Origin of the sequence: Acinetobacter tibetensis (assembly GCF_023824315.1) — a bacterium.
GTDB lineage: Bacteria > Pseudomonadota > Gammaproteobacteria > Pseudomonadales > Moraxellaceae > Acinetobacter > Acinetobacter tibetensis.
Window position 1 is genome coordinate 1,593,401 of sequence record NZ_CP098732.1, and the last position, 25,924, is coordinate 1,619,324.

27 protein-coding genes are annotated in these 25,924 nt (G+C 38.8%); 17 read left to right on the top strand and 10 right to left on the bottom strand.

Annotated elements, in window-relative coordinates:
* Window positions 1-22: 22 nt before the first annotated feature.
* Both M5E07_RS07750 and M5E07_RS07755 read right to left on the bottom strand, forming a co-directional pair.
* The gene (locus M5E07_RS07750) at window positions 23-1,351 is read right to left on the bottom strand and encodes a Y-family DNA polymerase (RefSeq protein WP_252223482.1); all 1,329 of its coding nucleotides are present in this window, start codon (window positions 1,349-1,351) and stop codon (window positions 23-25) included.
* A 9-nt stretch (window positions 1,352-1,360) separates the two neighbouring features.
* On the bottom strand, window positions 1,361-1,957 hold the full coding sequence (locus M5E07_RS07755; RefSeq protein ID WP_116763302.1) for a LexA family protein: 597 nt from the start codon (window positions 1,955-1,957) through the stop codon (window positions 1,361-1,363).
* Window positions 1,958-2,098: 141 nt separating this feature from the next.
* Here M5E07_RS07755 and M5E07_RS07760 point away from each other — a divergent pair, with 141 nt between their 5' ends.
* Together M5E07_RS07760 and M5E07_RS07765 are read left to right on the top strand one after the other, a co-directional pair.
* Window positions 2,099-2,443 (top strand): immunity protein Imm33 domain-containing protein, encoded by a 345-nt coding sequence (locus M5E07_RS07760; protein WP_252223484.1) that lies wholly within the window; start codon window positions 2,099-2,101, stop codon window positions 2,441-2,443.
* Window positions 2,444-2,698: 255 nt separating this feature from the next.
* Entirely contained in the window at window positions 2,699-3,193 is a 495-nt protein-coding gene (locus tag M5E07_RS07765; protein WP_252223486.1) for a winged helix-turn-helix transcriptional regulator, read from the top strand.
* 11 nt (window positions 3,194-3,204) lie between these two features.
* Here M5E07_RS07765 and M5E07_RS07770 read toward each other — a convergent pair whose 3' ends face one another.
* Genes M5E07_RS07770 through tusD form a run of 4 tightly spaced genes read right to left on the bottom strand, consistent with a single transcriptional unit; the run spans window position 3,205 to window position 4,600 of the window.
* Window positions 3,205-3,516, bottom strand: a complete 312-nt coding sequence (locus M5E07_RS07770; RefSeq protein ID WP_116763318.1) for a TusE/DsrC/DsvC family sulfur relay protein — start codon at window positions 3,514-3,516, stop codon at window positions 3,205-3,207.
* 19 nt (window positions 3,517-3,535) lie between these two features.
* Window positions 3,536-3,820: a DsrH/TusB family sulfur relay protein gene (locus M5E07_RS07775; protein ID WP_252223488.1), complete on the bottom strand. Its 285-nt coding sequence runs from the start codon at window positions 3,818-3,820 to the stop codon at window positions 3,536-3,538.
* A gap of 16 nt (window positions 3,821-3,836) precedes the next feature.
* Window positions 3,837-4,187: a hypothetical protein gene (locus M5E07_RS07780; RefSeq protein ID WP_252223490.1), complete on the bottom strand. Its 351-nt coding sequence runs from the start codon at window positions 4,185-4,187 to the stop codon at window positions 3,837-3,839.
* A gap of 44 nt (window positions 4,188-4,231) precedes the next feature.
* Window positions 4,232-4,600 carry a sulfurtransferase complex subunit TusD gene (gene tusD, locus M5E07_RS07785; protein ID WP_016167904.1) on the bottom strand — a complete coding sequence of 123 codons (369 nt, stop codon included), beginning with the start codon at window positions 4,598-4,600 and terminating at the stop codon, window positions 4,232-4,234.
* Window positions 4,601-4,671: 71 nt separating this feature from the next.
* Between tusD and galE the strand changes: the two genes are divergently transcribed.
* From galE to M5E07_RS07805, 4 genes are all read left to right on the top strand, one after another.
* A complete protein-coding gene (galE, locus tag M5E07_RS07790) occupies window positions 4,672-5,676 on the top strand; it encodes a UDP-glucose 4-epimerase GalE (RefSeq protein ID WP_116763292.1) in 1,005 nt (334 codons plus the stop codon).
* 130 nt (window positions 5,677-5,806) lie between these two features.
* Entirely contained in the window at window positions 5,807-7,201 is a 1,395-nt protein-coding gene (gene fumC, locus M5E07_RS07795) for a class II fumarate hydratase (RefSeq protein WP_116763290.1), read from the top strand.
* Window positions 7,202-7,291: 90 nt separating this feature from the next.
* Complete coding sequence (locus tag M5E07_RS07800) at window positions 7,292-7,786, top strand: hypothetical protein (protein ID WP_116763288.1); 495 nt, start codon at window positions 7,292-7,294, stop codon at window positions 7,784-7,786.
* Between the two features lie 279 nt (window positions 7,787-8,065).
* On the top strand, window positions 8,066-8,668 hold the full coding sequence (locus M5E07_RS07805) for a nitroreductase family protein (RefSeq protein WP_252223493.1): 603 nt from the start codon (window positions 8,066-8,068) through the stop codon (window positions 8,666-8,668).
* Window positions 8,669-8,900: 232 nt separating this feature from the next.
* Here M5E07_RS07805 and M5E07_RS07810 read toward each other — a convergent pair whose 3' ends face one another.
* Window positions 8,901-9,818, bottom strand: coding sequence for a LysR family transcriptional regulator (locus M5E07_RS07810; RefSeq protein ID WP_252223495.1), 918 nt, complete (start codon window positions 9,816-9,818; stop codon window positions 8,901-8,903).
* 92 nt (window positions 9,819-9,910) lie between these two features.
* On the opposite strand from M5E07_RS07810, the gene M5E07_RS07815 reads away from it, so the two are divergent.
* The 6 genes from M5E07_RS07815 (at window position 9,911) to M5E07_RS07840 (ending at window position 15,271) form a co-directional block, all read left to right on the top strand.
* Window positions 9,911-11,149 carry an acyl-CoA dehydrogenase family protein gene (locus M5E07_RS07815; RefSeq protein WP_252223497.1) on the top strand — a complete coding sequence of 413 codons (1,239 nt, stop codon included), beginning with the start codon at window positions 9,911-9,913 and terminating at the stop codon, window positions 11,147-11,149.
* A gap of 55 nt (window positions 11,150-11,204) precedes the next feature.
* The gene (locus M5E07_RS07820) at window positions 11,205-12,329 is read left to right on the top strand and encodes a phosphotransferase family protein (RefSeq protein ID WP_252223499.1); all 1,125 of its coding nucleotides are present in this window, start codon (window positions 11,205-11,207) and stop codon (window positions 12,327-12,329) included.
* Window positions 12,326-13,024, top strand: a complete 699-nt coding sequence (locus M5E07_RS07825) for a histidine phosphatase family protein (RefSeq protein ID WP_252223501.1) — start codon at window positions 12,326-12,328, stop codon at window positions 13,022-13,024. Before M5E07_RS07820 ends, M5E07_RS07825 begins: the two co-directional genes overlap by 4 nt.
* Before the next feature lie 14 nt (window positions 13,025-13,038).
* Entirely contained in the window at window positions 13,039-13,782 is a 744-nt protein-coding gene (locus tag M5E07_RS07830) for an SDR family oxidoreductase (protein ID WP_252223503.1), read from the top strand.
* Window positions 13,783-14,313: 531 nt separating this feature from the next.
* Window positions 14,314-14,664, top strand: coding sequence for a DUF3147 family protein (locus M5E07_RS07835; RefSeq protein WP_252223511.1), 351 nt, complete (start codon window positions 14,314-14,316; stop codon window positions 14,662-14,664).
* A 22-nt stretch (window positions 14,665-14,686) separates the two neighbouring features.
* Window positions 14,687-15,271 (top strand): uracil-DNA glycosylase family protein, encoded by a 585-nt coding sequence (locus tag M5E07_RS07840; RefSeq protein ID WP_252223513.1) that lies wholly within the window; start codon window positions 14,687-14,689, stop codon window positions 15,269-15,271.
* A gap of 26 nt (window positions 15,272-15,297) precedes the next feature.
* On the opposite strand, the gene M5E07_RS07845 is transcribed toward M5E07_RS07840, so the two are convergent.
* On the bottom strand, window positions 15,298-16,161 hold the full coding sequence (locus M5E07_RS07845) for a DMT family transporter (protein ID WP_252223515.1): 864 nt from the start codon (window positions 16,159-16,161) through the stop codon (window positions 15,298-15,300).
* A 138-nt stretch (window positions 16,162-16,299) separates the two neighbouring features.
* Between M5E07_RS07845 and M5E07_RS07850 the strand changes: the two genes are divergently transcribed.
* Entirely contained in the window at window positions 16,300-17,742 is a 1,443-nt protein-coding gene (locus tag M5E07_RS07850) for an aminotransferase-like domain-containing protein (RefSeq protein WP_252223517.1), read from the top strand.
* A gap of 44 nt (window positions 17,743-17,786) precedes the next feature.
* Here M5E07_RS07850 and M5E07_RS07855 read toward each other — a convergent pair whose 3' ends face one another.
* Window positions 17,787-19,340 carry a phospholipase D family protein gene (locus M5E07_RS07855; protein WP_252223519.1) on the bottom strand — a complete coding sequence of 518 codons (1,554 nt, stop codon included), beginning with the start codon at window positions 19,338-19,340 and terminating at the stop codon, window positions 17,787-17,789.
* A gap of 120 nt (window positions 19,341-19,460) precedes the next feature.
* Between M5E07_RS07855 and M5E07_RS07860 the strand changes: the two genes are divergently transcribed.
* The 4 genes from M5E07_RS07860 (at window position 19,461) to M5E07_RS07875 (ending at window position 24,494) form a co-directional block, all read left to right on the top strand.
* Entirely contained in the window at window positions 19,461-20,576 is a 1,116-nt protein-coding gene (locus tag M5E07_RS07860) for an S-(hydroxymethyl)glutathione dehydrogenase/class III alcohol dehydrogenase (RefSeq protein WP_131264937.1), read from the top strand.
* Between the two features lie 240 nt (window positions 20,577-20,816).
* On the top strand, window positions 20,817-21,842 hold the full coding sequence (locus tag M5E07_RS07865; RefSeq protein WP_252223521.1) for a flavin reductase family protein: 1,026 nt from the start codon (window positions 20,817-20,819) through the stop codon (window positions 21,840-21,842).
* 24 nt (window positions 21,843-21,866) lie between these two features.
* Window positions 21,867-23,009, top strand: coding sequence for a fatty acid desaturase family protein (locus tag M5E07_RS07870; protein WP_252223523.1), 1,143 nt, complete (start codon window positions 21,867-21,869; stop codon window positions 23,007-23,009).
* A 441-nt stretch (window positions 23,010-23,450) separates the two neighbouring features.
* A complete protein-coding gene (locus M5E07_RS07875; protein WP_252223525.1) occupies window positions 23,451-24,494 on the top strand; it encodes a 3-deoxy-7-phosphoheptulonate synthase in 1,044 nt (347 codons plus the stop codon).
* A gap of 53 nt (window positions 24,495-24,547) precedes the next feature.
* On the opposite strand, the gene M5E07_RS07880 is transcribed toward M5E07_RS07875, so the two are convergent.
* Window positions 24,548-25,723: an MFS transporter gene (locus M5E07_RS07880; RefSeq protein WP_252223527.1), complete on the bottom strand. Its 1,176-nt coding sequence runs from the start codon at window positions 25,721-25,723 to the stop codon at window positions 24,548-24,550.
* Window positions 25,724-25,924 lie beyond the last annotated feature (201 nt).

Consider the following 25,924-nt stretch of genomic DNA (forward strand, 5'->3'; position numbering starts at 1 on the left):
GGCATGAATTGACCAAAACAGCTCATTTACAAGTCGTTTGGCTGAATAGAGAATCATCAATTGTTAACATTTCATTCCAACAAGTGGTGTAACGTGGCGAACGATGTAGTTGTTTCATCTTCCATGCAGGGCTGTTGGAATGATAACCAATTTGTATGCAATCGGAACCATAACGATGTTTCATTTTGTATAAAGTTTCCATGAGCTCTTCACGTTGTTGAATCAAGTTTATCGGTTGCCATAAGTCATCAATATGCTGGCTTTTAGGATGTAGAGCAGAAAGCATAACTGCAACCTTCACATACTTTTTATTTTCTTCAAATAAAACATCAATTTGCTGTAGTGCAGCTTTGTTTAAAATTAAGAGATCATCACTAGCATAGTCTAAACCTACGGCATGTGAATGGCTCTTTTTATGGGGTGACTTAGGCACTTTTTCATACAAAGAAACATGGATACAGGCGCAGAGTTGTTGTTGTTGCATCAGGCGTTTATGAACACGATTGACATGGAAAATCATTGCTTGTTTTATGATCTCTTTTTGTGACAATACTTTGGCAAAACTACGAGAGGAAAGGATGTTTTTTGCTGGTAATGTCGGATCATCTAAGGCAATACAGGACTGACCTTTTAGCTCACGGATTGTGCGTGCAATGAGGATAGAAAACTCTTTACTGAGGTAATGTTCATTGGCAAAAGTTAAGTCAAAGCCATTATGAATTGCATAATGCTGTAATTTTTTACTGATTTTTCGTCCAATACCCCAAACTTCTTCTACAGGTGTTTCGAGTAGCAGCCCTTCAAAACTGCATAAGTCCAATGTGGGCAAAAAACAGACCTGATTAAAGCTCTTTCGTTTCTTGGCAAAATGATTAGCAAGTTTCGCCTGAGTTTTGGAATAACCAATTCCAATACAGCATGGTAAACCTAGCCATTGCGCAATTTTGTTCACAAGTTCTCGACAATATTGTTCGATATCGAAAAGTTGTGTGTAGCCAGTGAGCCTTATAAAACACTCATCAATTGAGTAGGGTTCTAAGTCCTGATCATTAAAGTGCTCACCTAAAATCTCAAAAAAACGACGTGACATATCGGCATAGAGCGGATAATTGCTAGATAAGACGTGCACACCTGCTTTTAATGCTTCGCGTTCAATTTCGTGCCAAGGTACAGCCATGGAAATATTCAGTGCTTTGGCTTCATTGCTGCGTGAAATGACACAACCATCGTTATTACTCAGCACGACTACAGGCTTATCATTCAATTTGGGGTTAAATACACGTTCACAGCTAACATAGCAGTTGTTAATGTCAATCAGTGCATAAAGTTCTTGATGATAAAGCTTGTCCATAATCGTCACTTATTTGAGCTTTTTTAAAATACAGATGACAACACCCCAAATTGCAATATTTTCCTCACCGTGTGGGTAGATGTCAGGATAGTCAGGATTCTCTGCTTTTAGCCAAAATCTAAAACCATGCTCCGTATGTTTATCTTGCATAAAGCGTTTAACCGTAAATTCATTGTTGATGAGTGCTAATACAATATCGCCATGTTCGGCATTTAATTTACGGTCAATGAGAATTTGGTCTCCAGCATCAATTCCTGCATTTTTCATAGACAAAGAATCCACGCGTAAAATAAAAGTACTGGCTGGGTTTTTAACTAAATACTTATTTAAATCAATGTAATCTTCTATATAGTCTTGCGCGGGCGAGGGAAATCCAGCCGCAACAGATTCGAGTGGGGAAGGAATTGATAATTCAGTTTGTAAATGAATTGGATTCAGTTGAATGGTGTTCTGACGGTCATCTTTAGGTACAGGTTTTAGCCATTCTTTAATGGCCATTACCTTAGACTCGGGCACGCGCATAACGACTGTTTTTTCAGTGTAGTGAGATTTGCGTCCTGCATTGGCACGTTTGCCGCCGTGAGAGGTTGTATTCGACTCGCTCATAATTCACCTTGATAAAGTTACATAATCAAGATTAGCAGAAAAATAAACCGCGCGACAGTATATTTTGTGTAGGGATGACTTGAGACAAATGGCACTTGGTTCTAAACTGCGGAACATCAATCATTACATTTGGTATCCACAATGGATATGGATCTAATCACTGAACAAAAACTGGTATGTGAAGAATATGGCTCAAAGTATATTGCAGTGCATGAAAATGATGTGATTGCCGTTGCAGTCGCATCTTTAAATCAAGAACCAATTGTAGGCATTCGGAACAAGCCAGAAGCAGGGGAAGATGTCACCTGGTTTATTTATGCGGGCGAGCATGATGACCGTGAAGATTTTTTCCAAACGGTTTGTGTTAAGGATTTGCATAAAATGTTGCCTGAAGTACTGCCATTTTTGGCATTGGAACATGGTTATCGTTTTATGATTGATCGGGAAGAATACGAAGATGTATGGAAAGAAGGGGATGAAGTTTAAGCAAAAGCCTTAAATTTGACTGGAAATGACATAAAAATGACGGGAAATGATACGTTAAATACGATCACAATAGCTGTGTTAAAAGGGCTAGTGTCCTTTAACCAACAACTACTTCCCTAGTTGTTGTTTGTACCGCTTAATAGCCATGTGAATAACATGGCTTTTTTTATTGCTGCTATAGATGCAGACCGCAATATTGTCAAAATTGCTACAATCCGATACTTTTGAAAAAGAATAGTTGGAATAACGAAATCTATGAAATGGGATGAAATTGGCGAGCAGCCTTGTTCGATCGCACGCGCTTTATCGATTGTTGGAGATCGATGGACATTATTGGTTTTGCGTAATGCATTTATGGGTATGCGCCGTTTTGATGATTTTCAGCAACAATTGGGCGTGACTCGCCATGTCTTAGCTGACCGCTTAAAGCGTTTGGTTGACCAGCAAATTTTAGAAAAAAAACCGTATGTTGAAAGACAGCAACGTTTTGAGTATTGCTTAACCGAAAAAGGTCTAGAACTTTATCCTGTGCTGATGAGTATGGTGACGTGGGCAGATAAGTGGATGGATGATGGTACGGGTAAGCCGATGCAACTCATGCATAAACAATGTGGTCAAATTTTTACAGCCATAACAGTGTGTTCAGAATGTAAAGAACCATTAAATGCACGGCAGGTTAAACCAATTTTTCGTCATCATCCATTTCAATTAGACGCTGTTCAGCCTATCGATCAAACCAAACAGGCTTGAGCCTCTTGGGTTTATAAACAATTGGCAGGTTTTGGAACACCAGCGAGGCGACTTAAATGTCGGGCAACAAGACCTGTATTAAATTTTTCTTGCAGAACTGCATTGTTAATATCTGGGCTTACACTTTTCATTAAAAATTTAATAAGAGGACGAGTTGCAGGCGAATGTCCAAATTGCTGATAAAACTGACGTACAGCATGCAAAATACTCAAATGCCAGTCAGTCAATTCAAGTTCAAGGCTATTTGCCAACTCTTGAGCCACCTCAGGTGTCCAGATGGTGTAATCGACCAAATGACCATCTTGATCAAGTTCTAGATTCATCATGATATTTTTAAACCTATTATTTAATGGTCATGCAGCGCGTATGTGCTAAGCAAATGTCAGCAAATTGAGCATAAGAAATGACTTGGATGTGTGTTGGCAATTGTTGAATCAGTAATGCAGCATCTGTATCTAGAACATAGAGTCGTTCGACTTGCTGTAATGTATCATGCTGTGCGTGTAAGACCGCATCTCCCATCAGTACTACACTGTCACTGCTCTGTAATAAGGATTGGAGCTGAACGAGTTTAGTATTTACGGAAGAATAATCTGATTGAATCAAAAAAAGTGTAGCTGTCAGCATAAAAAATATTCATCCGTTACCAATATAAAACGTGGTCGAAGTCTTGTAAAAACTGGGCATTTAGCTCAACAAACTCAATTTCTTGTTGGGACTGAACCACAAAAGGGTGGTCTTGATTCACACTTTCCACCAAAATTGGGGTTAGGTCGTAAAATTCAAAGCTATCAACCATATTGGATGCCAGTTTAAAGGCATGTTTAACGCTATCGTATTGTTGTTCCGCTTGTAATAGGCTGAGCGCAGCATTCACGAGTAAAACCTTGACTTCACAGCCGAATGTCGCTAAAACCATAGTCGCAGCAAGGCTTTCATGCACGTGTAAGCTGGTTAGGTTGGCTTGGGTTAATATCACGAGTACAGTTTTCACACAATTTACCTTTTAAATGCAACAAATTCGCCAAAAATAACCACTTAAAATTGAATTAGACGTTCAGTGGATTGTACGGCATCGGCAAGTTCACCCAAACCGACCAATTCAAAGCCATGCGCTAAGTTATGTTGGTCAATATTGTGTCTTTTTGCATTTTCTTCATCTGTGATACCCCTTGCCAAAGCTGCACTTACACAAACAGGTAAGCGAATGCCAAGTTTCTGCCACTCTGTCGTGAGGTTTCGTTGGTCATCGGGCACCCATTGCAGGGCATTGGCTACGGAAACTCCGTCTTGATAAAAGAAAACACGGAATGCTTCTTGCTGTGTATGTAACGCTTGCGCAAGCCCGAGTGCATGCCAAGCATGAATAGATGTAGGAGCAGAGGTAATTAACAGTAATGTACTCATGGAATTCACTTAAAGGCTGTACCAATCGAAACTTGGAACGTCCAGACTTCATAAGAAATAGGTAGTATACAATGATTTTAGTAACTGGTGGATTAGGCTTTATAGGCTCGCATGTCGCTCTTAGCTTAATGGCTCAGGGGCAGGAAGTCATTATTGTAGATAATTTGTCCAATGCCAATCTACAGACCTTGGAAAGACTGGAGTACATCTCTGGGATGTATGTTCCATTTGCAAAGCTGGATATTCGTAACACGCCTGCTTTGAATAAGGTCTTTGAGCAATATACAGTCAATGCTGTTGTTCATACGGCTGGGTTCAAATCTTTGCAAGAGTCGGTGTTAAAGCCACTTGAGTATTACAATGACAATGTCAGTAGTATTATGAGTTTAATGCGTGCCATGCAACGAACGGGCGTGCGACATTTGGTTCATTTGTCGAGTTTGGCAGTATATGGTGAATCGAGTCTCGATCTGAAAGAAGATATGCCATTTAACTATGCATACCCCAATCCGTATATTAAGTCTCAACAAATGATTGAAGAAATCATACGTGACACCTTTAAGACTGATGAGGAATGGAATATTGCCATTCTAAGACTGGGTAATGTAGTAGGTGCGTTTGAACATGGTGTTCTAGGTGAGTTTGTACAACCGTTGCCGAAAAATATTGTGCCATTAGCTATGCAAGTTGCTGCTCGACAGCGCGAATATATTGATTTACATAAACAGGCAAAAACTGCGGATGGTACTGTAGAGCGTGGATTTGTACACGTTTTGGATAGTTGTGATGCGGTGATTGCCGCTCTGAAATGGCTATATACTCAACAGCATACTTGTGAAGCGTTTAATATCACAGGTGAAAATTATTCGATTCAAAGTTTATTGCAACAGATTGCCCTAGTAACAGGGGCTGAAATCAAAACCATGAATACCAACTACTTGATTAGTCAAGAGCTGGATCAGGTTGGAGCAAATACGGAGAAAGCCGAACAACTTTTGGGCTGGAAAGCAAAACGTAGTTTGACCCAAATGTTGGAAGATGAGTGGCGTTTTTATCAAAATACGTTGCGTACATAAGTGAATTAAAGTTGGAGTAAACGATAATTATTATCGTTTACTCTGTCGCCTCATTACATTAAAATAACAACACTATTCAACCTGAATAAGTAAAAAAGACCATAGATAGATAAAGAAGATAGAGGTAAACATGTATACACGTATTGAACATGACACCATGGGTGAAGTTGAAGTTCCCGCAGAGGCAATGTGGGGGGCACAGACTCAACGGAGTTTGCAGAACTTTAAAATTGGTGGCGAGCGTTTACCTCGACCAATGATCCGAGCGATGGGGCTTGTAAAAAAGGCTGCCGCATTGACCAATTCGGATTTGAAGCAAATTCCACAAGAATTAGCACACTATATTGTCGATGCAGCAGAAGAAGTGATTCAAGGACAGTGGGATAGCCAATTTCCACTGGTCGTTTGGCAAACTGGTTCGGGTACGCAAAGTAACATGAACTGCAATGAAGTGATTGCTAATATCGCCAATCAGAAACTAGGCAATCCTCTTGGTGCACAAAAACCTGTACATCCAAATGACCATGTAAACCGTGCACAATCGACCAATGATTCATTCCCAACCGCAATTCATGTTGCAGCGAGTCTGCAAATTAATGAATTATTGATTCCTGCTGTAACACAATTACGTAACACCTTAGATGCTAAAGCTCAAGAATTTAATGATATTGTGAAAATTGGGCGTACTCATTTACAAGATGCAACGCCGTTAACTTTGGGCCAAGAGTTTAGTGGTTATGTATCTCAGTTAGATCATGGTTTAAAACGGTTACATCAGGCATTGTCAGGCTTATATGAGTTGCCTTTAGGGGGAACGGCTGTTGGGACAGGGTTAAATGCTCATCCTGATTATGCTGAAAAAGTAGCTGAGCAATTATCTCAGCTTACGGGACTTCCTTTTGTTACAGCACCAAATAAATTTGAAGCACTCGCTGGGCGTGATGCAGCAGTGTTTGCATCAGGTGCATTAAAAACACTGGCAGCGAGTTTGAATAAAATTGCCAATGATATTCGTTGGTTGGCCAGTGGTCCACGTTGTGGTTTTGGTGAAATTCGTATTCCTGAAAATGAACCGGGTTCAAGTATCATGCCTGGTAAAGTGAATCCAACCCAAAGTGAAGCGATGACCATGGTGGTTGCACAGGTGTTGGGAAATGATACAACGATTAACGTTGCAGGTGCTTCAGGGAATTTTGAACTGAATGTATTTATGCCTGTGATCGCCTATAACTTATTGCAATCTATTCAATTGTTGGGTGATGCATGTAATAGCTTTAATGAGCATTGTGCAGTCGGAATTGAACCAAACCGAGAGAAAATTGATTATTTCCTACATAACTCATTAATGTTAGTAACGGCATTGAACCCTGTGATTGGCTATGAGAATGCGGCAAAAGTGGCTAAAACTGCTTATAAGGAAGGTAAAACCCTTAAACAGGTGGCAGTTGAGCTGCAATTGGTGACCGAAGAGCAATTTGATGCAGTGGTTCGACCAGAAAATATGGTTTCACCGAACGTAAAATAAGCTTCTGTAAAACGAAATAAGATCAGCGGTTTTTATCTGTTGCATAAGTGCGTACAATACGCATTAGATTTTTACCGCTGATGATGACCTATGCTAGACATATATTTGACAGATGTTCAGAAACGTATTCAATTTAAGGATTACCCAGGTGAGCATCCTGTTAAATTTATTCTAAATTTTAAAAAGATTTTCCCAAGTGTAATGGAGCTGTTACTTCCAGTATTGCCTGAAAGTGAAAATTTAGAGGAAATGACATGGGAGTCAAACACTGAAGATTTTGAACTATTTAAGTTGCTTTTAAGTGGTTGGGGGGTGATTGAACTACGTTTGACAGCCTTGGCAAAATTTAAGGATAAAAAATTTGCGGATGAACTAGTTAAGCGTGCACAACAAAAGCGCAAAACTGATGCCCAAAAACATGCAAAATTAAAAACAGTAGAACTCGATTATCTATTCATGCACGAAATTCATGCTTTGATTGACGCTGAATTGGTTGAGCTAGGTGAGAAGTTTTATTTACCAACATTAAGAGAAATCTGGAAAGCCCATCTTCCAAATAATGTATTGCAAGCCAACCTAGCTTGAGATTTATTTAAACCCCTGATTTAAAAAAGAAACCATTTGGCATCAACGGCTAAATGGTTTTTTATTCGCTAAATGATTCGATAACCTCATAAATTTTAGTTTTATTCTAAATATCGTATAAATGTCTCATGAGTCTTTTTTACCAAATATAAAAAATATGAATATGTTTTTACTTAATATTTATAAGTAAGTTGGAATTGATTTTGCATAATATTCAATATTAGCAAAGCACAGGCTAAGAATTAACCTTTTATTAAACCATCATTCAAGGCATGCAACATGGCAAATGAATTCCTGAACTTAATTGAACAACGCCGTACCATTTATGCATTGGCAAAAAATGTAGAACAAACACCTGAATATTTAACGGATCTAATTCAACGAACGATTCGTGAAAGTCCATCTTCATTTAATTCGCAATCTTCACGCGCCGTGATTTTATTTAATGCAGAACATGAAAAGTTTTGGAACTTCGTGAAACAAGAATTACAGGCTTACGCAACTGACGAAGCTGCGGCAGCTAAAACCGCGGCTAAAATGGATAGTTTTGCCGCAGGATTAGGCACAATTCTATTTTTTGAAGACATGAGTGTAATTGAAGATTTACAAACCCGATTTACTTTATATGCGGAAAACTTCCCAATTTGGGCAGAGCATTCTACTGCTATGGCTCAATTTGCAACATGGACAGCGTTGCATACAGAAGGGCTAGGGGCATCTTTACAGCATTACAATCCAATTGTAGATCAGCAAGTCCATAATGAATGGGACATTCCTCAAAATTGGAAACTACGTGCTCAACTTGTATTTGGTTCAATAGAGGCAGAAGCCAAAGCAAAAACTTATATTGAAAATGCCGAACGATTTAAAGTTTTCCAATAAACCTAGATTCGAATGAGGAAATAAGTCTTATGATTTCTTCTTTTAAGTGGTGTCGGTTCTAATCAATAAATTAAATAGATTTGGATAGATGAAAATAGATCTAGATTAAATTATTAAGTGATGAATCTTTCAGTTCAAATGGTTTGCAATGCAAACCATTTTTTTATTTAGTGTCGAACCAATTTCGGAAAGATAAATAGCCTAAGCATTTTATATATATTTCTAAAATAGCCTAAGCAAAAATAAGATTAATTTGCTCACGCAAAAAAACATGCCTTAAATTTTCATTTAAATCTTTATGCCAAAACATCCCCATCTTCATATAAGGTAACTCGGCAGGAACAGGAAAAATATTCAAAGATGAGCCGACTTGTAAGTGAGATAGGATTGTCTCTGGTAAGGTTAAAATCGCTTGATCATTCTGTTCTAATATTTGGAGGGCAGTCGAGTAGTTCTGGCAACGTAATAAAATGTTCCGATTCAATTGTTGACGTTGAAAATATATATCTTCTAATAATAACCCTGTACGGCGGGAAGATACGCCAATATGTGGAGAAGAAAAATAACGCTTTTCATTCATTTGAGCTTGTTGAGTACAGACAACGAAACGGTCATGTACCAGTGCTTGAAATTGGATTTTTTCTCCAAAATTTTGTTCCAGATCCATCACAAAATCAATTTGCTGTGCAGCCAAATCCGCAACAACCGTTTTACGATCTAATTTAAAACTCGTAAATTGAATCTCTAAATTGAGTTGTTGGAAGTGTTGAAAAAGGCGTGGGAAAATAATCGGTTCAATTTCATCATGGACTGCAATTTTAAGTGTTTTAATCATGATGGGTTCAAAGCTTTGTTTCTGAAGAGAAACATTTTGAATAGCATGCAAAGCTTTTTTGATGATGGGATAAGACTGTTCTGCAAACGGTGTAGGTAGCATCTTATGACCAGCGCGAATGAACAAATCATCTTGCAGTTGTAAGCGTAAACGTTGTAAGGCATGGCTAGCAGCAGATTGTGTAATATTGAGCATATGTGCTGATTTTGAAATACTTTTTAGCTCGTAAATAGCAATAAAAAGAGGATAAAGATTGATATCGATACGGTAGAACGTTGCTAAATCCATATCTACATTATTATGAATATTGCTCATAGTTTTAGATTAAATAAAATCATTTCATTCATACTAATTTTCAAGCTAATGTACTGTAAAGCGAAAATATACAAAATTCACAGGATAAACCTATGTTTGAACTCTCAGCACGTACAAAAGACTATATAGAACGTACGAACGCATTTATCACAAATGAAATTGAGCCAATAGAACCTGAGTTTTGGAATGAAGTACATCGCTTGAATCCAAGTGGGGATTGGACTCAGTGGCAATGGCCAGCGCAATTAGAACAGTTAAAAGCTAAAGCTCAAGCAGCAGGTTTATGGAATATGTTCTTACCCGATCCAATCTTGGGTGCAGGGCTTTCAGTGCAAGAATATGCGCATATTGCAGAGTTAACAGGTCGTAGCTTAATTGCCCCAACCGTATTTAACTGTAATGCCCCAGACAGTGGCAATATGGAAGTGCTATGGCGCTATGGTAGCGACCAACAAAAACAACAATGGTTAACACCATTATTGGAAGGAAAAATTCGTTCAGTATTTTGTATGACGGAACCCGCAGTCGCTTCGAGTGATGCAACCAACATGCAGGCAACTGCTGTAGTTGAGGGTGATGAAATTGTCTTAAATGGACGTAAATGGTGGTCATCAGGTTTAGGTGATCCAAATGCCAAAATGATTATTTTTATGGCGCATACCCCTGACGAAACTAAAGATCGTCATCATCAACATTCGATGGTTCTTGTACCGATTGATTCAGCAGGTGTAACCATCGAGCGTATGTTACCCGTATTTGGGGATTATGATGCACCACATGGTCATGGCGAAATTAGCTTCAATAATGTACGTGTTCCTGTATCTAACTTTATTGGTGGTGCGGGTCAAGGCTTTGAAATTGCACAAGGCCGTCTAGGGCCTGGTCGTATTCACCACTGTATGCGTTGTATCGGAGCAGCGGAAAAATCATTAGAGTTGATGATTGACCGTGGTATGAACCGTACCGCTTTCGGGAAAGAAATTCTAAAATTGGGTGGCAACTTAGAACGTGTTGCAGAAGCTCGAGTTGCCATTGATCAAGCACGTTTACTGACTTTATATGCTGCCTACAAAATGGATACTTTAGGCAACATGGCTGCCTTAACCGAAATTTCAGCCATTAAAGTGGTTGCACCAAGTGTATTGGAAAAAGTGGTGGATATGGCAATACAAATTCACGGTGGTGCAGGTGTTTCTCGTGACACACCATTAACTGGATTCTTTGCTCAAGCACGTAGTTTACGTTTAGCAGATGGCCCTGATGAAGTGCATAAAGGGATGATTGCAAAACTTGAACTGAAAAAGCGTGGATACGGCGCGCGTAAAAAATAAAGCTGTGGTAAAACTAAGTAAAGCATTCATATTCTAAAAATTAGGGATAACAAGTATGTCGGTAATTGATGTAGGTGGCAGTGTACGTGAAGGTGAAGAACTGGATGTACAAGCTGTAGAAGATTGGCTTAAGTCACAAGGCGTTGTATTAGAAGGACAAGTTGAAGTCACACAATATTCGGGTGGGGCTTCAAATTGGACGTATCGACTAAAATATGACAATACTGATCTTATTCTGCGTCGCCCACCTAAAGGTACTAAAGCAAAATCTGCCCATGATATGGCGCGTGAATATACGGTGCAGAAAAATCTGGCCCCGTTTTATCCTGTATTACCTGAGATGATTGGTCTTTGTCAGGATGAGTCTGTATTGGGTTGTGACTTTTATGTCATGAAACGCATTGCGGGTATTATTCCGCGCGCAAAACTTCCACCAGAATTACATTTTTCTGAAGCACAAGTGCATCAATTATGTGTGAATGTGATTGATAAACTGATTGAATTACATCAAGTACCTTACCAAGGTACAGAATTGGAAAAACTAGGTAAAGGTGAAGGCTATTGCCGTAGACAGGTTGAAGGTTGGGATCAACGCTTTGAGAAAGCACATACACTCAATGTACCGACCTTTAAATTTGTACGTAAATGGCTGATCGACAATATCCCTACTGAAGATTCCGCAACCTGTTTAATTCATAACGATTGGCGTTTTGATAATGTCATTTTAGATCCTGAAGATCCAACGCAAGTGATTGGCGTTTTGGATTGGGAGATGGCGACAATTGGCGATCCGCTGATGGATTTGGGTTCGGCATTGGCTTATTGGGTTGAAGAGAAGGACAGTAAAATTTTTAAAGCGACGCGACGCCAACCTACCAATATGCAAGGGATGTTTACCCGTAAGCAAGTTGTAGAATATTACTTGGAAAAGACAGGATTACAGCCAGTCAATTGGACCTTTTACGAAGTGTTTGGCATCTTCCGTTTAGCTGTTATCGCGCAGCAAATTTACTATCGCTATTTCCATAAGCAAACTAACAATCCTGCCTTTAAAGATTTTTGGGTCATTATTCATGCCTTGCATATTCGTGCGTTGAAATTGATTGGTATGCAAAAGCTGGAAGCCAATGAAATTGCACATAAATATATGGAAAAATTTAAGGAAATTTTAGAAAAATGACCACCATTTATCTGATTCGTCATGGGCAAGCGTCTTTTGGTGCCGAAAGTTATGACAAACTTTCGGAGAAAGGAGAATTACAAGCGCAACGATTAGGTCAATATTTCAAACATATTTTAAAAGAATCACCGTATGTGGTGGCGGGTTCAATGCATCGCCATCAGCAAACGGCGCAATTGGCTTTGGCGGAATGCTTTCCACATAGCCCAGTGGTCACAGATTCGCAGTGGAACGAGTTCAATCATCAGCAAGTTTTTGCTCAGTATGAGCCAAGATTCAACGAACCGCATTTATTAAAATCTGATGTCGCGCAGCATGTAAATCCGCGTGCCTATCTGGCAAAAATATTTGAAGGGGCAATAGAGCGTTGGACAGGCGGTGAATATCATCATGAATATGAAGAGTCATGGCCAATCTTTAAAGATCGCGTCGAAACAGCATTACAAGAATTGTGTAATGAGTTAGCACAAACTAAACCTCGTTATGCGGTCATATTTACTTCAGGTGGTGTAATTTCTGTAGCAGCAGGAAAGATTCTAGAACTGAATCCTAGTCGCACATTTGCATTGAACTGGGCGATTACCAATACCAGTATGACCACTTTGCGTTTAGTTGGAAATGAACCGCAATTACTCAGTTTAAATGAGCATCATTTTATTAAAGCAGATGACTCAGAACTTTTAACATGGATATAACAAGGATTTCACCCATGGCAAAAACCATTTTAATTACAGGGGCGAGTTCAGGTTTAGGCGCAGGTATGGCGCGTGAATTTGCTCAAAAGGGCTACAATCTCGCGATTTGTGCGCGACGTATAGAACGTCTAGAAGCACTTAAACAAGAGCTTGAAAGTCAGTATGGTATTCAGGTGATTGCCAAAACTTTAGATGTGACTAATTATGATCAAGTGTTCGAAGTGTTTAAGGCTTTCCAACAAGACTTTGGCAAACTAGATCGGATTATTGTGAATGCGGGAGTCGGACAAGGTCGCCGTATTGGTAAAGGTAATTTTGAGATTAACCGAGCAACAGCCGAGACTAATTTTATTTCTGCATTGGCACAGTGTGAAGCGGCTGTTGAAATTTTCCGCGTACAAAATTCAGGGCATTTGGTGGTCATTTCTTCCATGAGCGCGGTACGTGGCTTGCCAAAACATTTATCGACTTATGCAGCCAGCAAAGCCGCAGTGGCACATTTAGCCGAAGGCATACGTGCAGAATTGATTGATACACCGATTAAAGTTTCGACTATATTCCCTGGTTATATCCGTACTGAGTTAAATGAAGGGGCGAAACAGTTACCGTTTGAAATCGATGAAAAAACGGGTTCTCATTTACTTGCAGAAGCGATTGAGAAAGCGCCTGTCAAAGCATATGTTCCAAAGTGGCCGTGGCTACCCATGAGCTTAGCGATGAAAGTTTTACCTTTGCGAATTGTAAATAAATTGGGGTAATTCCCTTTTAGCTTAGAAATATTCCTAAGTAATTTTATTTATTTTGAGAAGCCGACTGATTTTAAAGTGGGCTTTTTTTTCGACTAACTGTCTTAAAATAAAAGTATTATTAATTTAACAAAAATTTCAATTTGCTCGGAGAGGCTTACTTCCAGAAGCTTTTTATCAAGGGTAGCAGTTACTACGTGTCACATGTTGAAGTAATCAATAAACCTCATAAAACTGTTGGTTCCGTTGACAGCATTAGTGCAATTACACCTAAAATTTATGAACTTTTACAACCTATTTTAGTGGTTACTTTTCCAGTGTTCATAAGCAATATTCACCACTCATAATTAATTTCCTCTAAAATCAGCACAAGATGAATTGTTTTAAATATTTGAAATTAAATAAAAAATAAAGGTTTGGTTGAATATTTTTCTGGATTACTCAGATTATGTCTCTTATTTCGAGTAACGAGTTTCATAAGTCTCTATAAAATTTAAACTAATTGAACTATTCTTGCTTAGATCATTTTACGTGGAGAAGTAAATGCTTCCTCTGATTGTTAAGTACGCAATAACAGCAGGCATGGTTATACTTATTTCCGAAGTAGCAAAACGAAGTGACCGTTTAGGTGGGTTAATTGCAGCATTACCTCTAGTAACAGTACTGGTTCTGATCTGGATGAAATTAGAGGGACAGGAACCTCAAAAAATTGCCAATCATGCTCGGTATACTTTTTGGTATGTCATACCGACTTTACCCATGTTTTTAGCATTTCCTCCATTGTATCAACGTTGTGGTTTTTGGATTGCTTTAGGTACTTGTTGTATTATAACGATAATTATATTTTTGCTTTGGGCAAAGCTTTTACAACATTTTGGTATTCATCTCATTTAAATATAAGTGTTAATTTTAAGAAATGTCAGTTATAGAAACCCACCCACTCGAACCTTTTTTACCAGCAAATGCAAAATTACTGATGCTAGGCAGTTTTCCACCGCCCAAAACTCGTTGGAAAATGGATTTTTATTATCCGAATTATCAAAACGACATGTGGCGAATCTTTGGGCTGATCTTTTTCCAAGACAAGGCGTATTTTCTAGACCTTCCAAATAAGAATTTTTATGAGCAGAAAATCCGTGATTTTTTAACTGAAAAAGGGATCGCTATTTTTGATACGGCGTATCAAGTTGTTCGTTTAAAAGACAATGCCTCAGATAAATTTTTACATATAGAAACGCCGACCGATTTAACGACCTTATTAGCCAAGATTCCTTTTTGTCAAAACATTGTCACTACAGGGGATAAGGCGACAGACACGCTTATGTTATCCATGCCTGAAGGCACGGAAAAACCTATAATTGGGACAAGTTCGCAGACATTTTTTGCAGAGCGTGAGTTAACTTTATCTCGAATGCCATCATCTTCGCGCGCTTACCCATTAGCATTAGAGAAAAAAGCTGAAGCCTATCAACAGCTTTTTCAAAAAATTGGTTTAATTTAAATAGATGTATCTTTTAAGTTAAAGCTTTAGGCATACTTTTTGGCATAGAAGACACACATAATGACGGCAAAACACACGAGAATCATGGAAAAATCGATGGCTTCATGAAGTACTAGAGTGCAAAGTATGAGTCCCAAAAAGGGTTGTAAAAGTTGAATTTGCCCAACACGTGCAACTCCTCCTAATGCCAAACCTTTGTACCAAAACACAAAACCAATCAACATGCTAAATAGGGAAACATAGAACAATCCTGCATATGCTGTAATAGGAATAGATGCCCAGTTTTCAGGATAATAAATTCCAAATAACAGCAACATTAAAGGCAAAGCAATAATCAATGCCCAGCAAATGACTTGCCAACCACCAAGCTGCTTTGAGAGTTGTCCACCTTCGGCATAGCCTAAACCACAAACCAATACAGCCATGAGCATATATAGATCAGCACTAAGATGAAAACTTTGCTGATCTTGAAACCACATAAATATGGCAACAAAGCTGCTGCCTATGATTGCAGAAAGCCAAAATTTACTCGAAGGTCTTTCGCCTGCACGTAACACGGCAAAAATGGCGGTAGCTAAAGGGAGTAATGCCACGAAAACAAGGGCACGTGCAGCAGTCATGTTTTCTAAGGCAAGAGCGGTGAAAAATGGAAAACCAAATACAACGCCAAACGCAATCACAATTAAAGATTTGATTTGTTTCAGGTTCGGGAAGGGTTGTTGAAACAAAATTAGGCATACAATTGCAAACCCAGCGGCAATGACAGCACGAGCGCCAGTAAGAAATTCTGGGCTGAATCCGACCACAGCAAGACGTGTGGCTGGCATAGAGCCTGCGAAAATGACCATGCCTAAAAAGCCATGTATCCAACCCATATTACTTTGCTTCATGCTTAAATCTCATTTTTCTATGATTCAATTACATGCCAAATGAGAAGCTCTAAACAGATACAATCCAGTACAATTTTAAATAACTGTATTGGTATACAATTTGTACTGTCAGAGATCTATTAAATTGAATACTCAGCTATGTATACGCAAAGCAAAATTGATATTGTGATTGAACAAATCAAATCACAAATCGCGAACCAGCGTTTTGTTGTTGGGGCGCGCTTACCTTCCGTACGGCGTTTAGCGCAAGATCTAAATTTTTCAATTTCGACAGTGGTAGAGGCGTATGCACGCTTAGTTACAGAGGGTGTACTCGAGGCAAGAGCGGGTTCTGGTTTTTATGTTAAAGGGCAGATGCAAGCGAAAAAAATAGCAGAACATCATGTTCAATATGATCGGGAAATTAATCCTTTATGGATTTCACGCCAATCTTTGGATGCGAATGAAGAAACGCTTAAACCTGGTTGCGGCTGGTTGCCTCCAGAGTGGATGCCTGAAAGCAGCTTGCGTAAGGCTTTAAAACACGCAGCGAAATCATCTTTAAAGATGCTGGTAGAATATCCTGTACCGCATGGTCATATGGGCTTAAGGCAATGGATTGCCCGTAAAAATAATCAGTATGAAATACAAGTTGAACCCTCACAAATCTTAATTACAGATTCTGGGACTCAGTCCATCGACTTAATTTTTCGTGTACATTTGAAAGCCGGGGATGTGATTCTAGTCGATGATCCATGCTATTTTAACTTCCAAGCCCTCATTCAAGCCCATCGCTTACAAGCAATTGCAATTCCATTTACAACTCAAGGCCCTGATATTGAAAGTTTCGAACAAGCCTTACAATATCAACCAAAGCTTTATCTAACCAATTCTGGAATTCATAATCCGACAGGGGCAACCTTATCTGTTCAAAGAGCCTATCAAGTTGCCAAATTGGCGGATCAAGCGAATCTATTGATTGTTGAAGATGATATTTTTTCGGAATTTGAATATGTTCCCGCGCCACGTTATTCCACACTTATGGGTTTGGGGCGGGTGATTCAAATTGGCAGTTTCTCTAAAACCTTAACCGCTTCGCTACGCTGTGGTTATATCGTTTCTAATTCTCAGGATATTGAAAAATATATTGATTTAAAAATTGCAACGAATTTTAGTAGTGGACATTTAAATGCAGAAATTGTGTTTGCTGCACTTATGGACAGTCAATATTTAAAACATATCGAGTCATTAAAAAAGAAACTCAATACCAGTATGGGATTGTGCATTCAACGATTAAGGCAACTGCGTATTGAACCTGTACTTATTCCCAAAGCTGGAATTTTCTTATGGTGTAAACTGCCTTCAGAGATTGATGCGGCAGAATTATCTCGACGCTGTTTAAAACGCGGATTAATTCTTGCTCCAGGACACGCATTTAGCCAATCAGAAGGTGCAAAACATTTAATGCGTTTTAATGTGGCGCAGTGTATGAATCCCCAAATATTTGAGATTATTGCGCAAGTGATGGATACCTTTAGTTTTGATCATGAAAAACCTAATTCCGAAATGCTGACCAACAACAATGAAACACAATCGAATTAAGCTTCTTTAGATGAGAAAATATATAAGATGTAATGATTATGTCATTACATCATCCATTCAATCGGTAAGTAGGACAAACTCTTAAAAGTAAATCGCTGAAATTTAGTGGTGTGCGGATCAACATTATATTCAGTCACTTGCCCATTCTCATGATGTTCGAGCCAAATGATTTCCCCTTGAGGGTTGAGTTTTAATTCGTAGGCAACTTGTGGTAAATAACTGTCCATGGCATGTGTAACAAGGTTTTGTAAATGATCAGATTCGACAACTAATCCAACTTCAGTATTTAAGTTCACTGAACGAGGGTCAAAATTAAATGAACCAATAAAAACTTTGCCATCTACGTCAAAGAATTTGGCATGTAATCTTGATGAGCTTTTTGCTTTAGCAGGAATCAGGTTACCTGTGAGCACTTCATACCAAGTACGCTGTTTTCTCTGAATATCAGGCTTAAACTCATAAAGTTGAATACCATTTTTAAGCAGTTCTTTCCGATATTTCTGGTAGAAGGCATGTACTATAGCAACATCATTTGCTAAAAATGAATTGGTTAAAACACGAACTTTAATATTTTGATGTGAAATATCTGCAAGGAACGCTGTTCCATCTTTAGTGGGTACAAAATAAGCCGAGACTAATTCTAAATGTTCTTTAGGAATACCCATTGCATGTTTCAGTTGAGAATAGAGCAATTTATCGTGTGCGATATTGCCAAGCGTTTTTTCTGGATAATCAGCCAAGAATTGTGCTTTAACCCATTCAATCTTACGTTCCCGTAATTGCGTCATAATTTGTTTTTGTGCAAAATCTAGTCGGTTAATAAACTGTTCTCTTCCGAGATCGTTCATAGCATGACTTTTACGAAGTAAATCTAAATCATCTACCGATCCAACCCCAATCAATTGCTGTACTGAATAACTCAGGTCATTATTCCAGAAGTTAATAAAAATTTGATTGGCAGATTTTACGGCATTACCAAAGAACAAGATGTCCATATCGGTAAATTGAAAATCATTACCTGCATCAAAATATTCACGACTTATATTACGTCCCCCAGTCACTGCAATGGCACCATCGGCAATAATTAGCTTGTTATGCATACGATGATTGATTTGTTTCAAGCGGAAAGCATAATCAATGACCCTAAAATTACGGTATTTGTAGGGGTTGTAGATTTTGATTTCGAAATTTGGATGTGCAACCAACTTTTCAAGTAATGGATCTAATTTGGTGCCATTTTGATCATCAATCATGAGACGGACTTTAACGCCACGGTCTGCGGCTTTTAACAGTTCGGTCAGCATCATATGACCTAAGGAATCATCTTCCCAAATATAATATTGTAAATCGAGCGTATGTTTCGCTTCTCGTATTAAGTGAATACGTGATGCGATACTCATAAATGCATCATCTAATGCTAAATAGGCAGTAAGTCCTTGCTTGAGTTGGGCATCAACATTTTGGCGTTGTATCCAATGTTCAGTGTGGTAGTTTGAAGCAGATTCTTTCTTTGCCTGATTTGGTGGAAGGCTACAAGCCGTGAGTAAACCTAAGTTTGCACATAATAATAAGGAGAAATATCTGGTATTTTTTTGCATCTTGTTCTAATTCATTATTACCAATATAAATACATATTATCATGCGGTTATTGTTGAATTAAGGCTTTAAAAGCGGTTACTGTAGTCCATCTGTTAAATATCGATATAAGGGAACATGGCATGAAATCACGTGCAGCCGTAGCCTTTGCGCCAGGACAGCCACTTCAAATTGTAGAAATTGATGTTGCTCCACCAAAAAAAGGGGAAGTATTGGTTAAAATTACCCATACGGGTGTATGCCATACCGATGCATTTACGCTATCAGGTGATGATCCAGAAGGTGTTTTTCCTGCTGTATTGGGGCATGAAGGTGCAGGTATTGTCGTAGAGGTGGGTGAAGGTGTAACCAGTGTTCAACCTGGCGATCATGTTATTCCACTCTATACCGCAGAATGCGGTGAATGCTTATTCTGTAAATCAGGTAAAACCAATCTTTGTGTTGCAGTCCGTGCAACTCAGGGCAAAGGTGTAATGCCAGATGGTACGACGCGTTTTTCATATAATGGTGAACCAATTTATCATTATATGGGCTGTTCTACGTTCAGTGAATACACAGTGGTTGCAGAAGTTTCTTTGGCAAAAATTAATCCAGAAGCCAATCCTGAGCAAGTCTGCTTGTTAGGTTGTGGTGTAACAACAGGGATTGGTGCAGTACATAACACAGCCAAAGTACAAGAGGGTGACACAGTTGCAGTATTTGGCTTGGGCGGTATTGGTCTGGCCGTGGTACAAGGGGCAAAACAAGCGAAAGCAGGTCGTATTATTGTTGTAGATATGAATCCTGACAAATTTGAGTTAGCCAAACAGTTTGGTGCGACAGACTTTTTAAATCCAAAAGACTACGAACAACCAATTCAGCAAGTGATTGTTGAAATGACGGGTTGGGGTGTTGATCATTCATTTGAATGTATTGGTAACACCAACGTTATGCGTTCAGCATTGGAATGTGCGCACCGAGGTTGGGGACAATCAGTAATTATTGGTGTGGCTGGTGCGGGTCAGGAAATTTCAACACGCCCATTCCAATTGGTTACGGGGCGTAAATGGATGGGTACAGCTTTTGGTGGCGTAAAAGGGCGTACACAGCTCCCAGGTATGGTTGAAGATGCGATGAAAGGCGATATTCAACTGGCACCTTTTGTAACCCATACCATGGGCTTAGACAAAATTAATGAAGCATTTGATTTAATGCATGAAGGAAAATCCATCCGCTCTGTCGTTCATTTTTCTGAATAAGTGAGTCCAGTTACTAGAAAAGACCGAGCAAAGGCTTGGTCTTTTTTTATCTACATCTAAAATTTTTATGGAAATAGATTGGCAAAAAGTAACTTTTGTTAGACAAAAAATGATAATAAATGCCAAATGATATGTTTTGTCCTCATCTGACATAGAGCACTACAACAGTTAAATTTATTGTAAACTCAGCAATAAAAGACAGTTGTATAAAAATATAGATTGATTCAGATGGGTATAATTATGGGAAATCATGTGCAATATAAGCCAGAGTGGATACGCGAAGACTTTGTCGATTTTATCGCGGAAAAAATTCATCCAATTTGGGCGTGGAAAAAAATTAAGGCTCAACTCATTGCACGTAAAGCATTGAGTGATGATTTTATTCAGTTACAGTTACGACCAAATCAAAACTTTAGACCTGAGATAGCTCAGGCAGGGCAAAGCCTGCTGCTCACAGTTGTGATCGCAGGTGTTCGACAACAGCGCAGTTATTCTATAGTCGACATCCTCGACAATGGTGATGTGCTGATTACCATAAAACAACAGGGCTCTGTTTCAAGAGCCGTAACCAACTTAGCTTTAGGCGCAGTCATTGAAATCTCTCAAGCTCAGGGCGAGTTTGTATTTAAACCGCAATCGAGTCAAGCAAGCTTATTCCTTGCCTCAGGAAGTGGTATTACCGCCATTTATGCTTTAGTCAAACAGGCGTTGAAAAGCACAGAACATCCTATCGATTTGATATATTTTACGCGTGATAATGCCTACCATGCAGAACTAGAAGCCTTAGCAGCACAATATCCGCAGTTTAAATATCATTCATTTAACACATTGAAAAATAAGCAATATCTTAGTGAATCTCTACTTCAGCAGCTCGTACCAGACTATCAACAGCGCGAGTGTTATGCCTGTGGTGCGAATAATATGATGAAGCATGTGCAGCAGCTTTATGCTGATCAAAGCATCTCGCATTTGCTCAAGACAGAATATTTTAAGATCCAGATTGATCAAACACTCGAAGCGCAACCTGTGACTTTCCTCCGTGCACAACAAGAGTTTTTAGCCACAGATAATTTGTTGGAAAGTGCAGAAAAAGCAGGGCTTAAACCCGCACATGGCTGCCGTATGGGAATTTGCAATACTTGTTCTTGCACCAAAGTACAGGGGGTAGTTCGAAATGTGCTCACGGGCGAAATTGATGAGCAGCGTAATACTCAGATCAAACTGTGCATTTCACAGGCGATTAGCCCAGTTGTGATTAATTTATAAAAGTTTAATGTAGGGACAAATAAAATGAATAAACCCGTTAATTTCCAAAGCAATAGCAAATCTCAGTATCTAACAGATGAAGAAATTCAGTCCTTTGGAGAAAAGATCGAAGCCATTCGTCGTGAAACGATGCAAAGTTTAGGTGAACCAGATGCTGCTTATATCTATAAAATCCGAAATTTTGTCCGCTATAGTGAAATTGCCTCACGCGGTATGTTGATGTTCGCTGGCTGGTTACCACCTGTTTGGTTATTGGGGACAGGGCTGTTGGGAATTTCTAAAATTGTTGAAAATATGGAGTTGGGGCATAACGTGATGCATGGTCAGTTTGACTGGCTGAATGACCCAAGCCTAAATGGTGCAAACTATGATTGGGATACCATCGCAACAGGCGATGATTGGAAATATACCCATAACTATGTTCATCATACTTATACCAATATTGTTGGAAAAGACCACGACGTCGGCTATGGCCTAATTCGAGTAAGTGAAAGCCAAGCTTGGGAGCCAAGATTTTTATTCAACATTCCTTTAGCCATTCAACTGATGATTTTTTTTGAATGGTATGTGGGCGTACAAAATTTACATTTGGAAGATGTACTGGCATATAAAACCAAAACATGGCGTGAAGTTTGGCAAGATTCAATCAAATTACGCAAAAAAGTAACGCGCCAAGTGATTAAAGACTATGTCTTTTTTCCATTGATTGCGGGACCAAATGCCATTCCAGTTTTTGCAGGCAATGCCGTAGCCAATGTGATCCGTAGTTTATGGGCATCAGCAGTGATCTTTAATGGACATTTTACCGAAGATGCAGAAACCTTTGAGTTAGACAATACCGAAAATGAAACTCGGGCAGAGTGGTATTTACGCCAAATTCGGGGTTCGAGTAATTTTTCGGGTACGCAAGGGCTACATATTTTAAGTGGGAATTTAAGCCATCAAATTGAGCACCATCTATTTCCAGACATGCCTGCCAATCGTTATGCAGAAGTAGCTCCAAAAATTAAAGCATTATGTGCCGAGTATGGAATTCATTACAATGAAGCCAGTTTCACCAAACAGTTTGCAAGCGTTTGGGTTCGACTCGCCAAATGTTCATTACCCAATGACTGGAAGGAGCAGTTGAAACTGACTATGCAAAAGAAATTGAAGCGATGGGGTTAAAATCTCGATCATTCAATGGATTGATAAGTAAAAGTTGCTCTAGACATAACTATTATTCCTAAAATAAAGGTTGTCAAAGGCAGTAATAAGGCGTATTTTTAATTTCAGATACTTTTTTGATGAAACAAAGATGTTAAAGCAACCTTTAATCGCAAACGCTTATTTTTATTTCTGGCAGTTTAGCTAATTGCCTGAATGCGTTTGGGCAAAATAAAGGTTGCCCACCAGTTGATACCTGATCGGCAACCCCGGTCAGGTTTTTTTATGCTTTGTTTTTTATAATTTTTTTAGGAGATTCACATGTACGCATTTAACACTTCATATTTTAGCAACGGTTATTGGTTTTACTTTAGTCAGCTTATGACTCAATCCTTATCATCCCATAGACCCAAAACGCACAAATAAAAGATCGGACTGAACAACAGTCCAAAGGAAAGACCAATGAATGCTTTAAATACTGCACTACAACATCAAACGAATACACAAGAAGCTCTATTGAGTTTGCCTCAGCAACTCAAAGCACAACTTCCTCTTTCTGCACTACTTGCGGCTCAGATTGCTGAACATCGTCAAATTATTCAAAATATTTTATCTGGTGAAGATTCACGCCTATTGGTGATTACAGGACCATGTTCCCTTCATGACCCTGTCGCAGCTTTGGAATACGCGCAAAAACTACAACAATTACAAGCGCAAGTTTCTGATCAAATTTTTCTAGTCATGCGTGCTTATATTGAAAAACCACGTACCACAGTGGGCTGGAAAGGTTTTATGTACGATCCTGACTTAGATGGTTCATCGAATTTACAATCAGGTTTGGAACAGTCTCGTCAGTTATATTTACACATTATTGAAATGGGCTTGCCAATTGCGAGCGAAATTTTAAGCCCAATGGCTACAGCTTATTTTGATGATTTATTGGCATGGGGAGCGATTGGTGCTCGCACCAGTGAATCACAAATTCATCGTGAAATTTCGAGCCAAATGCCATACAGCATTGGTTTCAAAAATGGTACGGATGGTTCAATTCAAATTGCGTTAGATGCCATTCAATCGGCTTCAAATGCGCATCAATTCTTGGGAATGAGTCAGTCAGGTTTACCTTGTATGCTTCAATCTCATGGTAATCCACTTGCACATTTAATTTTACGTGGCTCAAATACAGGTCCGAACTATCAGGCAGAAGAAATCAACAAAATTAAGGCCAAAACCAAAGGGGTTTTACCTGCTTTAGTGATCGATTGTAGCCATGGTAATAGCAATAAGAAGCCACAATTGCAGTCAGAAGTGCTCCGTCAAATTGTGAGTGAGCGTGAGCAAACAAATGTTCGTGGGGTTATGCTAGAGAGTCATTTGGTCGAAGGGAATCAAAAGATTTCATGCGACATGATTTATGGTCAGTCTGTAACAGATGGTTGTATTGGTTGGGAACAAACTGAACACCTATTGTTAGAAGCTGCACAACAATTAAGAAAACTACAATAATAAAATATTGATTGTAAAAAGCCTCTGAAATCAGGGGCTTAATTTTTTGTATGCTATTTTGTTGTAGTGACCACACAGAATTTATAAAACAATAAGCTCAGTAATACGATGACCGCACATAAGAGATAGGACATGCTATAACCCTGTGCTGTGATTAAAATACCTAAAAGTATTGAACCCAATGCAATGCCTAAATCGTAAAAAGTGAAAAAGGTGGATGTTGCATGACCAATCCGTTGAGGTGCAGCGCGTTGAATAGCCAGCGTTTGCAGGCAGGGTTGCACAGAGCCAAATCCCATACCAATAAAAATAGCTGCAAACATAAATCCAATTAAACTATTGATTTGGCTTAATACAATAAGACCCACTGAAAACAAAGCTAAAGCTGGGTAAATGACATAGCTTGGACCCTTACGGTCATAAATTTTTCCAGTGAAAGGGCGTAGGCTCATCATCGAAATTGCGAAAACAATAAAAAATAGACTGGCATAAGCAAGTAAGTTTTTCGATGCGGAATAGGTCGAGATAAATGACATAATGCTGGTATAAGCAAATGAAACCATCATCGCCATAATAGAAACAGGCAGCGCTTTCTTCTCAATAAAATCATGAATCGAGAGTTGTCTTTTCTGTGGAGCTAGCGTGTTCGAAGTCGTCGTATGAATGGGGATTAAAAAACAGAAGATAAAACCGAGACAGACAATTGCAGCGAGAATACTTGCAACAACAGCATAGGACAATGGTTGAATGAGTGATAAACCAATGAGTGGACCTAAGACAATGCCCAAATTGACTGACATGACGAAATAGCCCATACCTTCGCCACGGCGTGAATCTGGAATGAATTCGTTGGCAATAGGCACAGTGACTGTGGTTAAAATACTAAACCAAATTCCATGTAAAAAACGTAGCCAGAGTAAAACCTCTAGATTATCTGCAAAGATGTAGGCAACGGAAAATAAACAGAACAGAAGCTCAGAGATAAAAAGTGTTTTTTTTCGACCAAACTTTTCAATGATTAATCCACTGAAAGGGCGTACCGCAATAGAAGATGCCATAAATAAAGTCATGGCCAATCCTGCTTGAGCAAGGCTGCCATGTAAGTCTTGTAAAATATAGATGGGCAGAATTGTGGTTTGCGCAAAATAAAAGATAAATAGAAATAAGTTATTGGCTAGACACAGTATAAAAGACTTATTCCAAAGCTGAATTGTAGATGAATGCGACATAATTGACCCAGAAGTAGAAAGGGAATCATGACAATGTGGCTATCACTATTTTTATGTATTCCCTGAGCATACCAAGGTCATGAAGATGAGGTTTAATCATAACCAAGTAAAGATGAAAAATAAAGTAAATTGATATTTTGATATATTTATTTATATTAATGTCTTTTATATTTAATAAAATTATCGTTATTTGATATTGGC